Below are 18,382 nucleotides of genomic sequence, written 5' to 3'. Positions count from 1 at the left end.
ATAGCACGGATTGCAAATCCCCGCGATCGTTGTCGATATATCTGCGCGATCGGGTTTCAGTACGCCGAATAATGATCTAAAAGTCTTAGCAACCAGAAGTGGAAATAAAGCTACTCTAGATGATGCAACCGGAGATATTACTATAGAAAGTAAAAAAGGTCAAACCATTGCCGTTATACACGGTGATGGGAATATTAGATTTAAAGCTCCTAAAAATATTGAGTTTGCGGCAGGAGAGGATTTTATTGTGAGCGCAGGCAAAAACGTAAAAATCGATGCTAAAAAAAATGTTGAGGTTGAGGCTGGGATTGATATTTTACAGAATGCAGGAAATGATATTAATATAACTAGTAATGGTAATATTATGGAGAAATCAGATAATAGAACCGAAATTGTTGAAAAAGATTTTAAAAGAACCTCCTATACATCAAATGAAATCGCAGCTGAAGCTAGCCTTTATAGTCAGCAAGAAAATATGACAATTCAAAGTGGGAAACAGATCTTGTTTAATAGTAATGAAAAATCTAATCTTTTTTAATAGAAAATCTTATGGCGATAACAAAACAAGCAAACAAAATTATCATCAAAGTTATTGATGTTTATCAATTAAATGTTGGAGGTAAACTTGAAAAAAATGCGAATAAAATGAATTTTGAAGCTGTAAAAGATAATTTAAATTTAGTGAGTGAAAAAAAAATTATTGCTCACGGACAAGAAAAATAATGAGAAAGAAAAAAATCTTTTTATTGCTTTTAGCGATAACACTAAGTTCATGTATGGAAAAAAAATATAAATGGGCAGCATATATTTCTGCTCCAAGAGAATATCCTGTAGAGGTGTATACAGGGACAGTAAACGGTGTCTATTTTAGTCAGATGGGAGGATTTAGTAATTTTGGCTGGGGCAGCTCGGGACCTATTAATTTTATAAAAGCAATTCCGCCAGATAGACTTGATATTACATGGCTTTCTTATGTTGATAATAAGTTTTACACAGGTAACTGGAAACTGCCTACAGAAAAAATAAAGGAGCTTTTTGAGAAAGGTTTTTATTATAAACCCAGAGATGAAGCAAAAATAGAGGCTTATGACTGCATAAACATCGGGCTTGGACCAAAAGGAATGGTTGTTGTCTGGGTAAGAGGATCTGGTCATCAAATAGAAGTTGCGAGATATCAGGCACATGAAACTACTATTGATCCCAAACTTATAACCGAAAGCGAAAAGTACATGTTTGAAAAAGATTATACTAAAGACATGCTGACTTACGATGGTACGATTCCTAAAGATTTAAGAAAACAAATAGAGCAATATGGTTATCCTCCACCAGAAGTTTATGAAAGCTATAGAGAAAAATATCTTTGGAAGCCCAAAGTTATTTTGCCCGAGGGTTGTAAAATAACTTCAATGTATATAAAAATGTGCAACGGAGAAGCCGAAGATCCTTATGATCGCCCAATAGATGCAAAGCACAGGGCATTGCCTTATGCTTTTCAAATAGAGTGGTTCATTGGCAGTGGAAAACAAAAAAAAGAATACATTTCAAGAATAGCTTTTACAGATGAAGCAGAATATTGGGCTAAATATCTTAAAGCTGAAGGAGAAGATGAAATTCCAGTAGATTTTTACAAAAATGAGATACGAAAATTATTTAAGGAACATATTGATAAAAACAAATCTACGGAGTTAGTTATTAAAATTAATCCTGATGTTCAATTAAAGTCAGAGAGAGTAACTGATTTGTATATAGAGCAAGAAGGGAAGCAATATAATATTAAAGAAAAAGTTACACGAACAGGTAAACTAAATTGAAATGAGTATAGTATTTCAAGATTATTCACCTTCCCAAAAAGAAGATGAAATTAAAGATTTAATATTTGGGATTTTTTTTGATGGTACTAATAATAATATGAATAATAGTAATGCCAAAGAATACTATGATAAGAAAGTTAGAGGCGAAAAATTAACATATAAAGAAGAAATTTCAGCTAAAGCTTATAGAAAACATGGAAGAGATAAAGAAAGCAGCAGTTATTATAATGACTGGTCAAATGTGGCTCGGCTTTATGATGCTTATTCATTGAAAAAAGCTGTATATGTAGATGGTATTGGAACTCAAACAGAAAAGCCAGATTCAATACTTGGAGCAGGTTTAGGAACTGATTTTATTTTTGACGGAACTGGAATTTTGGACAAAGTAAAAGAGGGCTGTCAAAAATTAGCTGACATGTTAAAAGGTGCTAAAAAGAAAGAAATTGAAGTTATTTATTTAGATGTTTTTGGTTTTAGTCGCGGTGCTGCTGCAGCCAGGGTTTTTTTGGATGAAATTGGTTTAAAAGCCTATCCTTTATCTGTTAATCGAAAAAATAAAGGAGGTTGGCTGGGTTATTTTTTAGCTAAAAATGGAATTAAGGTTGATTTAGTCAAAGTGCGTTTTTTAGGTCTTTTTGATACAGTGTCGTCTTATTCCGCATCAATTAGTGTAAATCCCAACTTTGACAATGATACTGAAGAGTTGTCATTAAATAACTTATCAAAAGCAAAAAAAGTAATGCATTTTACTGCGATGGATGAACATCGAAATAATTTTTCATTGACGAAAACTAAAGTTGGTAAAACAAGAGAATTTCCAGGTGTGCATTCAGATGTGGGTGGAAGTTACAATGATGGAGTTGAAATAGTTAAAATTATAGAGAAAAATTATAAAAGGGAGCTAGAAAAACTTTCAAAAAAGCTTGAGGGAGAATCTTGGTATTTAGAAAAACAATTAGAAATTTCTTTTTTTGGACCTAAGCATGAACTTAAAGGAACTAGAAAATTAAAAAAAACATATAGTTATATTCCGCTTCATTTGATGGCAAAATCTGCTATTGATGAAAATGTTCCTTTTGATCAGGATAAATTAGAAGTTAAAAAATATAGTATTTCAAAGGATCAATTATTAGTCCGTGTTAAAGAACGTTTGCAGCAGTATGTTCTTGGTGATGGAAAACCTTATAAGTTTGAATGGTATGGGAAAATTCATGAAAAACATAAAGGTGTAAAAAAGGGAGATAAGAGTTTTGAGATTTATCAACAGGAGCTACAAGAGCAAAACGATTTAAGAAAACTGCGTAATGAATATCTGCATTGGTCAGCTGATAATGGTTCAATAGGTATGGAGCCAACAAAAGATAGAAAGCGTAATAATTTTTAAGTAGATGTATGTTAGAAAAAAAAGGTAGCGGGAGATAATACCTGCACACGACTACGGAATCAATATGTGTCCCGTTTTAATGCGGGAGAAAATATTGCAAAAGAATATCTGCAGGAAGTCAGGAAAATAAAGTACGAGGATTTTATAAATGAAGATGATTTAAAGAAATTAAGATTAGAATATCTGCACTGGTCTGCCAGTGCTACTAAATTTGGGCTGGGCCCCCGATTAGGAGGTATCAACAAAGCAACCGAAAGAACCCGAAAAACACAAAATGGATAGATTAGCCAAAATTGCAACCAGTATATTATTCTTATTACTTTTTGTTCAAATAATACAATGCCAGATGAAAAAAAAATTACCGGAATTTGGTGTAGAAATATGCGCCAGCCAGCAAGGAATCTGCATCAAATACTAAATAATATCTTCTAAAAAGGATATAATATAAAGCTCTTAGAAATCATTTTATCAAACCCAATCTTTAAATAATTTTTACAAAAGCTTACTTATTTACAATAAAAAAATGAAACTCAAATTCATCTCATTACTCATCGTATTATGCAGCTGTACACATAACAATTTCTCAGGACAAATTCATGATTTTGATACCAATAAACCAATTAAAAATGTTTTGGTGAGTATCAATAATAATGTGACAAGAACAGATAGTACAGGATATTTTAATTTGTCGGTAAATTCAAATTCTGATTGTACTATATATTTAAAAAAAGAAGGTTATGCTAATAAAATAGTTTTGAGAAAACCGGATTTTTCAAAAGAAAATCAGGCAAAAAATAAAATCTACATGTTTAGAAAAGACAGTGATTTTTCTAACAAAATGAAATAACGATTAATTAGCAGATTATTTAAATAAGCTAAAATGAGACAAGAACGTATAAAAGACAGAGTGCTAAAAAGAGCAGCGAGATCCTGGGGATTTTCGGATGTTGAGATGGAAACATCTTTTGATCCTGTTGTATCGATGATGCTGAATGCGCTATCGTACGAACTGGAAAAAGTGGCACATGAATTAGAAGATTCAAAAACGCGTGTTGTAGAAAGGGTTTTAGAAATTATGTTTCCCGAAGTAACTTCGGGTGCTAAACCTTCCAGAGCTATTTTGCATGCCTTACCAATTGAAAATGACGTAAAAATTTCACTTCAAAATCAGATGAAAGTGGAAAAAAGGATTCATAATATTTATAATCCATTAGAACCAATTAACAAAGAAATAATTCTTTCTCCAACTTTGGAAGTAAAACTGGCTGCAGCCGAAATTAAATATGCAGCTTATGAACGCAGCTTATACAAAATTTCGAATTTATTTTACAAAGATGCTGTCCGGGATTACAAACATTCCCTGCCGGCAGGTGAAATTGTTTTAGGAATTGAATTAAAAGATCCGAAAGTTTTAGAAATCGATGATTTAATGCTTTATATAGACATTAAAAATACGCATCAGAAAGAAGTGTTTCATTATTATTTAAAGCAGATGAAATGCTTTTATGATGATCTTGAAATAAAAGTTGAAGAAGGCTATAATGTTGCCGTTAATAATCTGGATATCGAAAATATCATTAACCGAAATTATACGCATCTAAGCGAAATCACGCAGGAAGTAAATGAGTATTACTTCGACAGCTTCTATACTTTAAAAGGAAATATAAAATATAAACCAATTGAAAACTATAATACCGATTATAGTTGTTTTGAAACCATTACAGAACAAGACGGAAGCAATTTAATTTGGATAAAACTGATTTTTCCGGAATCGCTTGTACCGGAAATTATCGATAATGTTTCGTTTACTGCAAATTGCTTTCCGGTAATTAATAAAAAGCGTCATTCAATTTCTAAAACTTTAGAAAATTTCTTATCATATGTGGCTTTAGAGACCGGAGATAATATATATATGGATATAGAGTCAGTTATAGACCCTAATAATAATCATTACGAAATAAAAGAATTTAAAGAAGGAGTTGTAGAAGAAGGAAATGCTGTTTTAAGAACTGGCGGTGTTTCCAGATTTGATTCGAGAACAGCCTCAGAATTATTGCAGAATGTTTTGGATTTGTTAAAAGATGAAACTTCGTCGTTTTCTGGTTTTGGAAAAGATTTTATGAACAGCTCTTTAGTAGAGATTAACCAGCTCCTGGCATCTATTGAGCAACAGGCCAAAGAAAGCAGTTTCTTAAAAAATAATGATCCGTACATAATGATTAAACCTAAAGTGGAGCAAAATGTAAACCAGACATTTTTAATCAATTATTGGTCAACATGTGCAGAAGATGGAAACGACATTAAAGCAGGAACAGTTTTAGATTGTAAAGACTTGTCTTTTATTAGTGAAAATGCAGTTTTAATGACCAATACCGTTGGAGGTTTAAACAGGCAAAATAATAAAGACCGAATTCTGGCTTATCGAAATGCCTTGCTTACGCGTGGAAGAATCGTGACTTTTGCAGATATTAAGGCTTTTGGCTTTCATCATTTTAAAAGTTCAATCGAAGATATTAAAATTGAAAAAGGAACCAGAAAAGAAATTTCAGTTAAAGCAGGTTTTAGCCGAACCGTTGATATTCATATCAAAACAAATCCTGAAGAGAAAAAACATTTGTCAGATCCTGAGTGGGAATATTTGTGTGATAGTTTTATGAAAAATCTTAAAAACAGATCTTCGAATGTATTTCCGTATCGAATATTTGTAAATTAAGCTAAGAAAAAACGCCGGAAGACTTGCCCGGCGTTTTTTGATTTACTTAAATCTATTATTGATTTTACTGGTACCTTTTGTCCGTAAGTGTTTTCATAAAAGCCACCAGAGCTTTTTCTTCATTTTTAACGAGCTTTAGTTCATCAAAAGGGAGCGTTTGATTTTCGACTTCATAACCCAAACCTTGTCCGCCGCCTTTGTTATAAAAATCCACAACTTCTTCGAGGGTTTTAAAAACACCATTGTGCATGTAAGGAGCTGTTACGGCTGCGTTTCTAACGGTTGGAGTTTTGAACGCACCAACTAATTGAGGCATTTTATTGTATAAATAACGTCCTTGATCTGGACTCAATTTCTTGCCAGAGGCATCTTGAGGAGTTCCAATAACTTCATGTTCGCTTTTTGAATAACCAGGGGGAACAGTTCCGTTAAATAATGGTGTAAAATGGCACGTGGCACATTTTGCTTTTCCCATAAAAAGATTCATTCCTTCAATTTCCTGATTGTTCAGTGCGTTTTTATTTCCTCTCATATAATCGTCAAATCGGGAATCGAACGAATTTAAGGATCTTACATAACTAGCTATGGCATTTTGAATTTGCCAGGCTTCTGGTTTTGCGGTTTTTGGATAAGCTTTTTTAAAAAGACTGATATACGCTGCATTCAATAGAATTTTTGCATGAATATCATCCATAGAGCCGTGCATTTCATCTTTATTCTGAATGACATCTACACTCTGTTTTTCCAAATCTAATTGGCGCATGTCCCAAAATTGAGCATTTTGTAAAGAGGCATAGGTCAGGGTAGGAGTATTTCTGGCTAAATTTGATCCCGTTAAAGAAACGTTTGTTTTTAAACCATCTGTAAAAGCTTTTTCCGGATGATGACAGCTCGCACAACTTCTGTCATTGTTTTTAGAAAGGCTCGTATCATAAAACAATTTTTCGCCTAATTTGGCTTTATCAGCTGTAAAATTATAGTCTTTTGAAAGCACAAAAGCATTTACATCAAAAGCATCCTTATCAAAGAAAGTTTCAATTTCTGGCTTTAACGGACTTGTTTTCTTTACGTTTTTGATGTTTTCTTCTTTCTGAAAAGCTTTGATTTTTCTCGAAATCGGATTTAAAAATTCAGTTATAAAAAAAGCTCTGTCAAAAGCATTAAAATTGTCATGGTCTTTGCAGTATTTCTGCGCTTCTGCGGTTAACTTTTTTAATTCAGCCAAAGATTTAGTATTCGAATTAATAATTTCTAAAGGTTCAGAAACCGAAATTATACTTTCTCCGGCTTCCTGAATTGACGATTGCAGAATTGGACTGTCAAAGCCTGTAATTCCCAAAGAAATAACTCTGAACACATTTTGCTCAAGTGCATCCAGGACATAATCATCAGAAATAGTAATTACTTCAAACGTGCTTTTCAATTGTTTGATATTCGACTGAAAAATGTTTAATTCCCTGATAACATTTTCTTTATCTTCAATTTTATATTCCGGATAAATCATTTCTTCGATTACCTGAAAACCATGCGGTTCAAAAGAGCGGTTTTCTTCGAGTTCCATTTCGTCCAGAGCAGGACCGTTCATGAATCTTGCTGTTTCGGGAACAAAATATTCAATTGCCCATTCGGTTTTTTTATATGCCAGACGAGATTTTTTAAACTGATTTACAATTTCTTTAGGAGAAGCATTGTTAGTTACCAGTTTCTGAAACTGTACAATTTCATTATTTAATTTGGTTAGATCAACAAGAAGATTTTGTTTGATTGTGGTTTTAGGAGTTTCATTTTTCTGGCATGAAAAGAACAGACAAGCCAAAAACAGAAAAGAAAAATACTTTAATTTCATAATGGTGTTTTAATAACAGCAACCCTTATTGTAAAAATAAGGGTTGCTGATAGATTTTGGCTGAAATATTATCGCTGTACGTTTCTAATAATTACAGTTTGCCCGCCCTCTTTATTGGTATTGATACCTGAACCGTCTGCATTTTTGAATGCATCACTCTGCCAGGTATGCGGGTGAATGTTTACAGTAAATGTATCCGGAACACCTATGATGTCCGAAATATCTTCCATGGCACCAAATTCCCAGCTTCCAAATCTCATTTCGCCAGTCTGGTTATAAAGTGTGTTCCAGGCTGTATCTTCTCTTTTGTGGTTCATGTTTAACCAAGGCTTATTTTGTTTTGTTGTAATGCTGTACTGCCAGATGTACGAATCGTGTTTGGCATCAGCATAATAACTATCACCATCTTCCTGAATGTAAACGAAGTTTTCTGTTACACATAAGTTGTCAGGATTGATGATTCCGGTTCCCGGAGTACTGTCGCCTTCAACAGCTAATTCTAAAGTTCCTTTTAACGGGTTTGCAGCATCTAGTTTTACTTTATAAACTCTTCCCCACATAGTGTAACCGTCAACAGGAGCATTGTTCGTTGCCTGACCAGTTGCTGTAAAATAAACTTCTCTGTTGTTGTCTGCACTTCCTTTTCTGTAGTCTACGTCTTCAACTCTTGAAAAACGAATTGCTTTTAAATCGTTAACCGTTGTATTGATAACTGCTCCTGTAAGGTTTTTTGCATTTGGAATTTCAACAAATTCAACAGGATAACTGCTGTTTAATTTGATATCTGTTTCAACCTGATTTCCGTCTGTTCTTTTTAAAGCATATAATTTTCCGTTAGACAAATCACCAACCGTACTTATGTACATGATTAATTGTCCGGCACTTACGTGAGAAGTAGCATACGATTGATCTTCTCCTATAAGAATTACCGTTTTCCCCGGATAAGCTTCTTTAGGCAGCGGTACAGCGTTTTCCATACTTGCTTTACCTAAAGCCGGTAAAACTCTGTCTTTTCTGCTTTTATCCGAAGACTGGCCAAGCGGATCAATTCCGTGAACCATACTTTCCTGTCCACTTTCTCCGGCAGTTAAAAATAACGGTCCGAATCCGTGGATTTGCGGTGTGGCCAAAGTTGCAGAACACAAACGGGTTAAACCGCCCACTCCGTCAACAATATATTCCCCTTTTACAGGTTTAAAAGTTTTATCAAAATAAACTCTTGAAACTGACTGAAGGATTTCGTGGTTTGTAATCAGGATATAACCTTCTCCTTTTGGATCTTTCATTAATCCTGCACCATCCGGCTGCGCACCGTAAACAAACGTTGGAGAATCCGGAAGCACATCTGAACTGGCGATTAAAGTACTGATTTTTAAATTTTCGAAACCACTCATAGCATATACAAAAGCTGGAACTTTTGAATGCGAAGTGAAATCGATAGCAGTATTTACACCGTCGTCATTTGAAGAATCTTTGTTGTCATCATTCTGACAGCTGATTACAGAAAGCCCTGTAATACCAAGCAAAGCAATTGATTTTAAAAAGTTAACTTTCATAATTGTTTTATGTTTTTTTTGATTAGAACAAATCTATCTTTCAAAAACAAAATACACGTTACGGATACTTTTTCTTTTTGCTAATATTTATAAGTCTTGTATTACTAAAAGGTAAAATTTAATGGTTAAATGTAAATTTATGTCTCATAAAAAAATCTTAAAATACCTTAAAAAGCTGATTAAGATTGACTGCTTTCTTTTCCTTTAATTTTTTCACAATTTTTAAAAATGCTATCGCCGTAATGTAGGCATCTCCCAAAGCGGTGTGTCGGTCTTTCTTTGAAATATCAAATTTATCAGCCAGATCATCCAGAGTATAATGATCTTTTCTTTCGAATAAATGCGATTTAATGAGTGTCTTTTTATAAAGATAAGCAGTGTCCAGCGTTTTATTGGTTAACTGCGGAAGACCGTTTCGTTCCAGAGCTTTGTTAATCATCGTAACATCAAAAATGGTGTGATGCGCAATAATTATCGAATCGCCCAGGAACTCTAAAAACTGCTGTAATGCTTCAAGTTCAGTAGGGCGCTGGATTATAAAAGCTTTTAAGATACCGTGAATCTGAGCAGTTGATTTGTCGTAATGGTCCTGTTCCAGATACACTTCAAAACTTTCCTGAACCGAAATTGTTCCGTTTTGAAGCACCAGTGCACCAATACACAAAATGCGGTCATTATCGTAATCAAACCCTGTAGTTTCGGTATCGAGAACTACAAAACGGGTTTCTTCGATTGTGACATTCTTATCAAAAAGATCTTCCTCTTTTTTCCAAAAATTGAATAAGCTCATCATTATACCAGATTTGAAATATTAAAACGTACCGAAATAAGTTCCTGAAGTTCTTTAATTGTTTTAAAAGTACGTTTCAGTTTAATTTTCTCCATTTTGGTTAAAGATTCCAATTCAATAAATTGTCCAGAATCATGGTGCAGCAGACCTTGTTTGGTCCTGAATTTCAACAAAGCTTTAAACGAATAAGAACAAGAAAGATACAATTCTCTGTTATTTGGTTCTAATTCTGCCAGTTTCTCGAAACGTTCTGCCGTATTGCTGATCGACTTAACAGAATGTGATAAGATTAAAACACGAGCAGCATCTGTAAGAGGCATTAAAGCCCTTCTTTTTATATCAAAATTATCTTTGTTGGCTCCGTCCTGTTCAACCAAAAACTGCCTGAAAAACCCGGTAGGAGAGGGGCTTTGCAAGGCACCGCTTACCAAATGCATATAGAAAATAGGGTTGGCCTTTATGGTTTCAAAAATATAATCCGATAATTGATTAACAGTTTCGGCATCGCCGTATGTCATGCTGTAATCAAAGAAAATAAACGATAATAAAACTTCATTTTTACCCGGATTCGTAATCCAGTGATGTACCTGGTTTTTCCATTCGTCAAGGCTCATACACCATTGCGGATTCGAAGCCATCATTTCGGCAGGGCAGTAATCGTAGCCAATTTCAAACAAACCTTTATTGACAAGCTCAGCAAGTTTTTTAAAATAAATTCGGGTTTCATCCCTGAAAACTTCGTTGACATTTTCGTATACAATCGCATTGTCCTGATCAGTATGAAGCATTTGTTCACCTCGTCCCTGACTTCCCATGGCCAGCCAGGCAAATTTTGCCGGCGGATGACTGCTCATTTTATCCAGGCAAATTTCGATAACGCGGGTGGTACAGGCCTCATTAAGTTCGGTTATGATTTTGGTAATCAGAGTCATCGGAATGTTCTGATCCAGATACCCCTGCAGCAGCTGCATAATCTGGTTACGGATAGGTTTTATTTCCTTAATTTTTTTGGTACGCTTTAAAGCTTTTATCAGCACCGCAGGGTTGTTCCCCAGCGCCACCATAACATCATGTTTCGACAAAATCCCGACCGCTTTAGTGTTTACCGTTCCGTCTTTGGTTAAACATAAATGACTGATGTTGCTTTTCATCATCGCCATTTGTGCCTCTGTAACCGTCATTTTTTTCGGATACGTAATAACCGGTTTGGTCATAATGGTTTCGGCTGTTGTGGTAATAGGAAAATCTCCGGTAACGATTTTGTTTCTAAGATCTTTATCAGTCAAAATACCAATTGGCTGCATTTCGTCTACAATCAAAATAGCGCCCACTTTCTTTTTGCCCATGATTTTGGCAATATCCTTAACAGTTGTTGACGGACTGCAGGTTACGATTTTCTTAGAATACTTTATAGGAGCTAAATCAAAAGAGTGGTTACTGGAATTCAGATTTTCGTTCAGCACATCATCGCCATACAATTTATCTTTGTGAATATCCGAGTACGGATTTCTCGTATTTGACGCATAACTTTCAATCAGGAAATTACCAACATTTCTGTTCTCAAGCGCATACGGTTTAAAAACGGCAATAGGAATGGCATATAAAATACTTTCTTCATGTGCCACAGCTTCCATAACATAATTTTCCTGTGCTAAAAGTGGACGAAGGCCAAAAATATCGCCTTCATCGCACATATCCAGTACAGCATTTTTAGTGCTTTTCTTCAAAGCAACGGCTCCCTTATGCACAACATAGAAAGAATCGTGTGTTTTTTCATTTTCGGCAAAAATAACCGAGTCTTTTTCTTTATATATAATGGTAATCTGTTCAGACAGTTTTTCAAGATCTTTTTGATGCAGAAAATTAAACGGCGGGTGGTTTTTTAAAAAGTCGGCGACTCTTTGGGAAATGGTATTTTTCATTTGGTTAGATTTAGGTTCTAAAGTACTATTAAAATTAGAAATGTAAAAGAAACACCATTAAGTTTTTTTGATTTGCCGCAAAGATACTAAGGCATAAAGTTTTTAAGTTTATAGCCGCAGATTAAGGTGATTAAAAGATTTTTTTGCCGCAAATTTCACCAATTTCAGCTAATCTGAGTATGTAAAGTTAAACCGGAAATTTGCGGCTGATAAACCTGCCTGATCTTCAAAATCTTTCAGAAACCAATTTCCCGGAAATTTAAATAAAATATACCCCGTCAATTAACGGCTAATTTAACTGCGTGAAACAAAAAAAGCTCCACAAACTGGAGCTTTTAATTGTATAAAATCAGGGTTTTAGTCAACTTTAAAAACCTTGCCTCGCTGTTTTTCTTCAGAACCAACCAAGCCGAATTCAAATGTATAAGAATCCTTTTCTGTCGTTAAAATTTTCATGCTGATAGCTTTTTCCTCAGCCATATTTTTGGGATGTTTTTTTTGCAGTACATATTCGCAGTCACTCACCCAGCGAATTGTTGCGGTATCTGTTTTTCCTTCAAAAGTTTCGATTTCAATACTGTCTTTGCGCTCAAAGAAAGTTGTTTTTTTAACACCGTTTACTTCAAACTCAAATTTAAATTTTCCGTTTTTGAAATCTTTACAATTATGTTCGGCATTATAACAGGAAACTAAAGCCAGAAAAGGGAATAAGAATATAATTTTTTTCATTTTAAATAAGTTGTTTTTTTAGGAGCTGATTCCTGCTGTCCGCTGTATCTTTTCCCGGCTGAAGAAGCCGGAAAAAGGATGCCGCTTCCATCAGGGCTAGGACCGTCTTTTTCAGAAGAACCTTAATTTGTTACTAGAAAATGACTATTTCAATCTCTTAAGTTCATCATCGGTAAAGTTCTTAATTTCTTTTTCTTTGGCAAACTTTTCGGCATTGTAATTTCCTGATTTGTTTTTTGGAATAGATAAACTGTTCCATTCGCTGTTTTTCAGTTGTTTGGCATAAAAAACAATCTGTCCCACATGATACGGATAATGTGCCAATTGACGATTTATGGCTTCTATAACCGTATGGCCTTCATTTCGGATATAAATAATATCCGAGAGCTGATTTGGTTTTAAACTTTCCAGAGCATTTTCGAGACAATTCCAGCCTTTTTTCCAGATTTCCAGAACTTCATCTTTAGATTGTAAATCATTTTCAAACTCAGCATCCCGGTTTCGCCATTCTTTTTCGCCATCCTTAGTTAAAAAATCTGTCCAGCGGGAAAGCATGTTGCCCGATATGTGTTTTACAATTGCGGCGATGCTGTTCGTGTCTTCATTTACAGTCACAAAAAGCTGTTGAGGTTCTAATTGATCTATAGCTTTTTCGCCCAGCATTTTGTAATATAAAAACTGTTTTTTAACGCTTTCTAAATAAGATTCATCTGTTTTCATGATCTATATATTTTAAGATTGAAGCTCAGGTTTATTTTCAGAAATCAATATTTTTCCCCAATCATTTAATTTCCAAAGAATTTCTACTAATTGTTTTCCAGTTTCGGTCAAAGAATATTCAACTCGAGGAGGAAGTTCGTTGAAAGATTCTTTTATCAATATTCCATCCGAAACCATTTCGTTCAATTGCTGGTTCAAAACACGACGGTCGACTTTTGCAATTCCTCTCAAAAATTCGCTTGGTCTTTTTTTTCCATCATTAATTTGCCAGACAATCGGAATTTTCCATTTTCCGCTTATTGTATTAACGGCAATTTCTAACGGACAAATTTTATTTTCAGCAGTTCGTTCTTTTGTTTGCATAAAATTGACTTTAATATCTCTATGGGATAAAAATATGCGGTATTGCTGGGTTGATACCACTTTACGATCTTTACAAAAATAATCAAAATTTTAAGTCGAAAATAGTATTAGCAAATTGAAAACGATGAATGAGATAAAGCGAAAAGGGGCAAGATCAACAAAAGATATTCCAGCCTCTATTTTAGAACAGCTTAATAAAGGAGAAATCGAAACCGCAAATTTGGTTGAATGGCTTGCGGTAAATCAAGTTAAGCTTTTAGAAAATGTGTTGAAAGAGTCTGATCGAATGGAATATTTGGAACCTATTTTAACAGATATTAGAAATTTGAAAAAGCAAACCGTCAATACGATAAATGAGGCAATTGGGACGGGAATACTAGCAGAATCAATTCTTAATAACGATTCGGATATCCTTTCCATAATTTCTAGACATAAATCAGATTTAGTTCGATGCTGGTCTGCTTATGTAATAGGAAAAAATGCTGCATTATCGATTGAAGAAATTTTAGAACAAATTCAGTTTTTGGCTGCTGACAAACATTTTGGTGTCAGAGAAATTTCGTGGCTGGCTGTGAGATCCAGTATTCTAAATAATCTAGATAAAAGTCTTGAAATTTTATCAAAATGGACTTTAAATGAAGATGAAAATATCAAACGTTTTGCAACAGAAGCTACTCGTCCGCGAGGCGTTTGGTGTGAACACATTGATACGCTTAAAAAACAACCGGAATTAGGTTTAAAAATTTTAGAATCCTTAAAATCAGATTCTTCCAAATATGTTCAAGATAGTGTAGGGAACTGGCTCAATGATGCAAGTAAAACCAGACCGGATTTCGTTAAAGATTTATGTGGAAAATGGCAAATTGAAAGTCCAACAAAAGAAACGGCTTATATTGTTAAAAAAGCTTTGAGAACAATAGAAAAGAGTTAACTAAACAATTTTAATATCGTATTTATCCAACAACCCCACAATTCCGTCAGTCGAAAACTGCGCTTTTCGCATTGGGTTAAATTCGGGATCGATTTTATAATTATATGCCGATCTAAAATCAACTCCGGCCAATTGTGTTTCGTTAAATATAGCGCCGTCCAGATTGCAATTGTCAAAAACCGAACTCGTTAAATTAGTTCCTATAAAAGTTACTTCGCGAACAGAAGAATTGATGAATTTGGTTTTGGGCATTTTTTTATTAGAAAACAAAGCATAATCCAGAACGCATTCTTCGAAATGAACCTGAAATAAAAAATCGTCACATTCATTAAAAGCGATTCCTAAAAGTTTGCAGTTCTTAAAAGTAACATTTTTTAAACTCGTTCCCGCTAAACTGGTCATAGAGAGATTACAATCGATAAATTCACAGTCCAAAAAAGTATTGTACCCGAAATTACTGTTCGAAAAATCGCAGTTTTTAAATACACAATCCTCAAACTCCCGATTGTTTATTTTTTTGTCGATGTAAACAACTTTCTCGAATGTTTTCTGAATGTGAATTAGACTTTCCATGAATGTTTTTGTGGTTTTTGAGCGTTGTGGCGTACTCGAAGAATATAGATAATTTCCTCTGTTATTTGATAAGAAATCCCATATTCATAAACAGAATAAACTCTGAAACTGCCGTCATTTCCGGCTTTTTGTTTATCGAGTTTATAAATTTCAGGTTTTGTTTTTAATATTTCGGTACTATCAAAAATAGTATTAACTACTTTATCTGCAATTGTAAGTGATTTGCTTTCAAAGAAAATGTAAAAATGAATGTCTTCTAACTGATCCAAAGCATTACTTGACCAAATTATTTTCTTCCCCATTTTTTTGCTATTTCTCTGGCCTGATCTTCAGTATAAAAATTACCTTTTTCAATATTTTCTAAGGCATTTTCAATATCTAAATTATATGCTGTATCAGAATCAACTGCTGTATTGTTGATAGTTTGTAAAAGGTGTTTTAGTTTCTCCACAAACGTAGGATCTTTTACTTTATCAATTTCCTGATGAATCCAGTTTATTTCTGCTTTAATATCCATAATAAAGAGTTTTAGTAAAGATACAAATTAGTCATTAAATATACCCTTCATGATAATTTTCAATCCAAGGAAAATCAAAAGCATCGAACTCAGGCAAGCCACAATACCAATGCCCAAAACCAGATAATGCCAGTTGGTATGCTGGTTCATAAACGCATTGTATATCAATACAGGACCAATAAACATTAAAGGCAGAGCACCTGTTAAATATTTAATTCCTTTTCCTAATAGTTCTTTATTTGTTGCCATTTTTTTCAGGTTTTTAAAAAGTTTCAGGTTTCAGATTCGCAAAGTTTCAGGTTTAAACTTTGTGTAAAACCTTGCGGTTTTTGCTGTTAAGCACCCACATTTTAGAATAAACTTTTTACTTTTTATAATTGTCAACAGCATTTCTTACACTGCCGTATTTTTTTAATAAATCAGATGCTTCTTCATACGAAACCGGAATTTCTCCCATAATCATTTTTACACCTCTGTCGACCAGTTTGATATTGCTTAACTGCATATCCACCATTTTGTTTCCTTTTACTTTTCCAAGCTGAATCATCGATGCAGTCGAAATCATGTTTAAAACCAGTTTTTGGGCAGTTCCTGCTTTCATTCTCGAACTTCCTGTTACAAATTCAGGACCTACAACTACTTCAACAGGAAATTTAGCAGTTAAAGCCAGCGGACTTCCCGCATTGCAGGTAATACAGCCAGTAGCAATATTATTTTCGTTACAAGTCTCTAAACCGCCTATAACATACGGAGTAGTCCCAGAAGCTGCAATTCCAATTACAATATCATTTTGGTTGATATTATGAGCCTGTAAATCAATCCAGGCTTGTGTGGCATTATCCTCGGCGTTTTCTACAGCTCGGCGTATTGCTGTGTCGCCGCCTGCAATGATTCCGTTTACCAAATCAAACGGAACACCAAAAGTTGGTGGACATTCAGAGGCGTCTACAACTCCCAAACGTCCCGACGTTCCGGCACCAATATAAAAAACACGGCCGCCCAATTTTAAATTTGCAACAGTCTGCGATACCAAAGATTCGATTTGAGGCAGCGCTTTTTCGACAGCGTGCGGTACAGTTTTGTCTTCGTTATTAATATTGGTCAGCAGTTCGTGGACTGACATTTTTTCTAAATGTTCGTATTTTGAAGATTGTTCGGTTGTTTTTGTAAACGTCATTTTTTGTCGAAATAGTTATCCTCCAAAATTAAACTTTTTTATGGCAAATTGGGAAAAATTAGAAGTTAAACTAATCATGATTTTGAATCTTTTTTTTAGTTATTTTTTTGTTTTTTAGAATAGTTCAGGAATTTTCTAAATAAACTAAAATGTTATATTTGTTACATATAAAATCATAAATGGATCAATTAGTTTTACTGGAAGGTATTGCCAAAATTTCGGTTTTTGTTTCTTTATTAATGGCGTTTTTTTTGCTTACGGTAAAAACCGAAAACAAACTCGCTAACCGATTATTTGCTTTCTTTTTTATTTTCTCTGCTATCGATCTCAGCGGCTTTTTTATGTATCTGTATACAGAAGATCATAGAAATTTAGAAATTTTCAGATCGACATTCTGTTTACTGGGAATGCCTTCGTTTTACCTTTATGTGCTTTCTGTCTGTTATTCGGATTTCAGATTAAAATGGAAACATCTCGTTCATTTACTGCCTTTTATAATAGTCAATTTGCTTTTTATTCCCAGAATCTATAAAAGTATTGACGAAGGAAGTTTTATAGGACCTCTTAATGAGATGTCTGAGATTTATTTTATCCAGATTTTAATAGAATGCCAATATGTATTCTATATTATAAGTGTGTTTTTTATTTTAAAGAAATACAAAGAAATCTATTTAGAAAATTATACCGACACTGGTTCTTCGACTTATAGATTACTTTTCCAAATGACGTGTGTTTTTCTTGCTGCACATTCTGTTGTGGCATTAAAAAACATATTGCGTTACAGCGGTTTCAGAGAAGTTTTTCTTTGGGCAAACGTACTCGTGGGCACTATCGCATTATTTATAACCTGCTGGTTTATAATGAAAGCGCTCAAACATCCGGAACTTTTTAGAGGCGTTAATTCGAAATTGAAACTGACAAAAGATATTTTGCCGGAAGTGGAAGAAAAACCGGAATCTATAAGCGGACAAAGCGATTTAATCAGAAATCAAATTGCAGATTTAAAACATTATATGACCGAAAAAGAGCCGTTTCTTGATCCTTCGCTGACGATTCAGGAATTGAGTAATCAGATTAATATTCCGGTTCGGGATTTGTCTGTTTTGATTAACCATCATATCGATCAGCATTTTTTTGATTTTGTAAACGAATACCGAATTAAAAAAGCCATGAATATTTTAAAAGATCCGGCAAAAAATCAGCTTACGGTTCTTGAAATCTTGTACGAAGTTGGTTTTAACTCGAAATCATCATTTAATACTTCTTTCAAAAAATATACAAATTTAACGCCGACAGCCTACAGAAACAGTTGAAAATAAGGATTTTGTAAAAAGTCGTACTTCTTAGCAG

General features: G+C 34.1%; 21 protein-coding genes. 9 read left to right on the top strand and 12 right to left on the bottom strand.

Annotated elements, in window-relative coordinates:
- Window positions 1–10 precede the first annotated feature (10 nt).
- The 7 genes from OZP11_RS06660 (at window position 11) to OZP11_RS06630 (ending at window position 5,908) form a co-directional block, all read left to right on the top strand.
- Window positions 11–538: a hypothetical protein gene (locus OZP11_RS06660; RefSeq protein WP_281234443.1), complete on the top strand. Its 528-nt coding sequence runs from the start codon at window positions 11–13 to the stop codon at window positions 536–538.
- 11 nt (window positions 539–549) lie between these two features.
- Window positions 550–723 (top strand): hypothetical protein, encoded by a 174-nt coding sequence (locus OZP11_RS06655; protein ID WP_281234442.1) that lies wholly within the window; start codon window positions 550–552, stop codon window positions 721–723.
- On the top strand, window positions 723–1,811 hold the full coding sequence (locus tag OZP11_RS06650) for a DUF2931 family protein (RefSeq protein ID WP_281234441.1): 1,089 nt from the start codon (window positions 723–725) through the stop codon (window positions 1,809–1,811). Before OZP11_RS06655 ends, OZP11_RS06650 begins: the two co-directional genes overlap by 1 nt.
- 1 nt (window position 1,812) lies before the next feature.
- Window positions 1,813–3,195 carry a T6SS phospholipase effector Tle1-like catalytic domain-containing protein gene (locus OZP11_RS06645; RefSeq protein WP_281234440.1) on the top strand — a complete coding sequence of 461 codons (1,383 nt, stop codon included), beginning with the start codon at window positions 1,813–1,815 and terminating at the stop codon, window positions 3,193–3,195.
- 66 nt (window positions 3,196–3,261) lie between these two features.
- Window positions 3,262–3,477, top strand: a complete 216-nt coding sequence (locus tag OZP11_RS06640) for a hypothetical protein (RefSeq protein WP_281234439.1) — start codon at window positions 3,262–3,264, stop codon at window positions 3,475–3,477.
- A 241-nt stretch (window positions 3,478–3,718) separates the two neighbouring features.
- Complete coding sequence (locus OZP11_RS06635; RefSeq protein ID WP_281234438.1) at window positions 3,719–4,042, top strand: peptidase associated/transthyretin-like domain-containing protein; 324 nt, start codon at window positions 3,719–3,721, stop codon at window positions 4,040–4,042.
- A gap of 33 nt (window positions 4,043–4,075) precedes the next feature.
- Window positions 4,076–5,908 carry a type VI secretion system baseplate subunit TssF gene (locus OZP11_RS06630; protein ID WP_281234437.1) on the top strand — a complete coding sequence of 611 codons (1,833 nt, stop codon included), beginning with the start codon at window positions 4,076–4,078 and terminating at the stop codon, window positions 5,906–5,908.
- Between the two features lie 64 nt (window positions 5,909–5,972).
- Here the strand turns inward: OZP11_RS06630 and OZP11_RS06625 are convergent, their stop codons facing one another.
- The 7 genes from OZP11_RS06625 to OZP11_RS06595 all read right to left on the bottom strand — a co-directional run bounded on the left by OZP11_RS06625 (window position 5,973) and on the right by OZP11_RS06595 (window position 13,834).
- On the bottom strand, window positions 5,973–7,754 hold the full coding sequence (locus OZP11_RS06625) for a cytochrome-c peroxidase (protein WP_281234436.1): 1,782 nt from the start codon (window positions 7,752–7,754) through the stop codon (window positions 5,973–5,975).
- 68 nt (window positions 7,755–7,822) lie between these two features.
- Window positions 7,823–9,310 (bottom strand): PhoX family protein, encoded by a 1,488-nt coding sequence (locus tag OZP11_RS06620; RefSeq protein WP_281234435.1) that lies wholly within the window; start codon window positions 9,308–9,310, stop codon window positions 7,823–7,825.
- 157 nt (window positions 9,311–9,467) lie between these two features.
- Window positions 9,468–10,100 carry a 3'-5' exonuclease gene (locus OZP11_RS06615; protein WP_281235507.1) on the bottom strand — a complete coding sequence of 211 codons (633 nt, stop codon included), beginning with the start codon at window positions 10,098–10,100 and terminating at the stop codon, window positions 9,468–9,470.
- 2 nt (window positions 10,101–10,102) lie between these two features.
- Entirely contained in the window at window positions 10,103–12,022 is a 1,920-nt protein-coding gene (locus OZP11_RS06610; protein WP_281234434.1) for a DUF294 nucleotidyltransferase-like domain-containing protein, read from the bottom strand.
- Window positions 12,023–12,379: 357 nt separating this feature from the next.
- Window positions 12,380–12,751 carry a DNA topoisomerase IV gene (locus OZP11_RS06605; RefSeq protein WP_281234433.1) on the bottom strand — a complete coding sequence of 124 codons (372 nt, stop codon included), beginning with the start codon at window positions 12,749–12,751 and terminating at the stop codon, window positions 12,380–12,382.
- Window positions 12,752–12,895: 144 nt separating this feature from the next.
- A complete protein-coding gene (locus OZP11_RS06600; RefSeq protein WP_281234432.1) occupies window positions 12,896–13,471 on the bottom strand; it encodes a DUF1572 family protein in 576 nt (191 codons plus the stop codon).
- Between the two features lie 12 nt (window positions 13,472–13,483).
- The gene (locus OZP11_RS06595; RefSeq protein ID WP_281234431.1) at window positions 13,484–13,834 is read right to left on the bottom strand and encodes a winged helix-turn-helix transcriptional regulator; all 351 of its coding nucleotides are present in this window, start codon (window positions 13,832–13,834) and stop codon (window positions 13,484–13,486) included.
- A gap of 124 nt (window positions 13,835–13,958) precedes the next feature.
- Here OZP11_RS06595 and OZP11_RS06590 point away from each other — a divergent pair, with 124 nt between their 5' ends.
- Window positions 13,959–14,765, top strand: coding sequence for a DNA alkylation repair protein (locus OZP11_RS06590; RefSeq protein WP_281234430.1), 807 nt, complete (start codon window positions 13,959–13,961; stop codon window positions 14,763–14,765).
- Here OZP11_RS06590 and OZP11_RS06585 read toward each other — a convergent pair whose 3' ends face one another.
- From OZP11_RS06585 to murQ, 5 genes are all read right to left on the bottom strand, one after another.
- On the bottom strand, window positions 14,766–15,338 hold the full coding sequence (locus OZP11_RS06585) for a pentapeptide repeat-containing protein (protein WP_281234429.1): 573 nt from the start codon (window positions 15,336–15,338) through the stop codon (window positions 14,766–14,768).
- Complete coding sequence (locus OZP11_RS06580; RefSeq protein WP_281234428.1) at window positions 15,326–15,640, bottom strand: type II toxin-antitoxin system RelE/ParE family toxin; 315 nt, start codon at window positions 15,638–15,640, stop codon at window positions 15,326–15,328. Before OZP11_RS06580 ends, OZP11_RS06585 begins: the two co-directional genes overlap by 13 nt.
- Window positions 15,625–15,855 (bottom strand): hypothetical protein, encoded by a 231-nt coding sequence (locus OZP11_RS06575; RefSeq protein WP_281234427.1) that lies wholly within the window; start codon window positions 15,853–15,855, stop codon window positions 15,625–15,627. The genes OZP11_RS06580 and OZP11_RS06575 overlap by 16 nt, the downstream gene beginning before the upstream one ends.
- 27 nt (window positions 15,856–15,882) lie before the next feature.
- Entirely contained in the window at window positions 15,883–16,104 is a 222-nt protein-coding gene (locus OZP11_RS06570) for a DUF6095 family protein (RefSeq protein ID WP_281234426.1), read from the bottom strand.
- Between the two features lie 115 nt (window positions 16,105–16,219).
- Window positions 16,220–17,032: an N-acetylmuramic acid 6-phosphate etherase gene (gene murQ / locus OZP11_RS06565; RefSeq protein ID WP_281234425.1), complete on the bottom strand. Its 813-nt coding sequence runs from the start codon at window positions 17,030–17,032 to the stop codon at window positions 16,220–16,222.
- Window positions 17,033–17,211: 179 nt separating this feature from the next.
- On the opposite strand from murQ, the gene OZP11_RS06560 reads away from it, so the two are divergent.
- A complete protein-coding gene (locus OZP11_RS06560; RefSeq protein ID WP_281234424.1) occupies window positions 17,212–18,345 on the top strand; it encodes a helix-turn-helix domain-containing protein in 1,134 nt (377 codons plus the stop codon).
- Window positions 18,346–18,382 lie beyond the last annotated feature (37 nt).

Source organism: Flavobacterium gelatinilyticum (assembly GCF_027111295.1).
In the GTDB taxonomy this organism is placed as follows: domain Bacteria; phylum Bacteroidota; class Bacteroidia; order Flavobacteriales; family Flavobacteriaceae; genus Flavobacterium; species Flavobacterium gelatinilyticum.
This window is presented reverse-complemented; position numbering and strand designations above follow the sequence as displayed.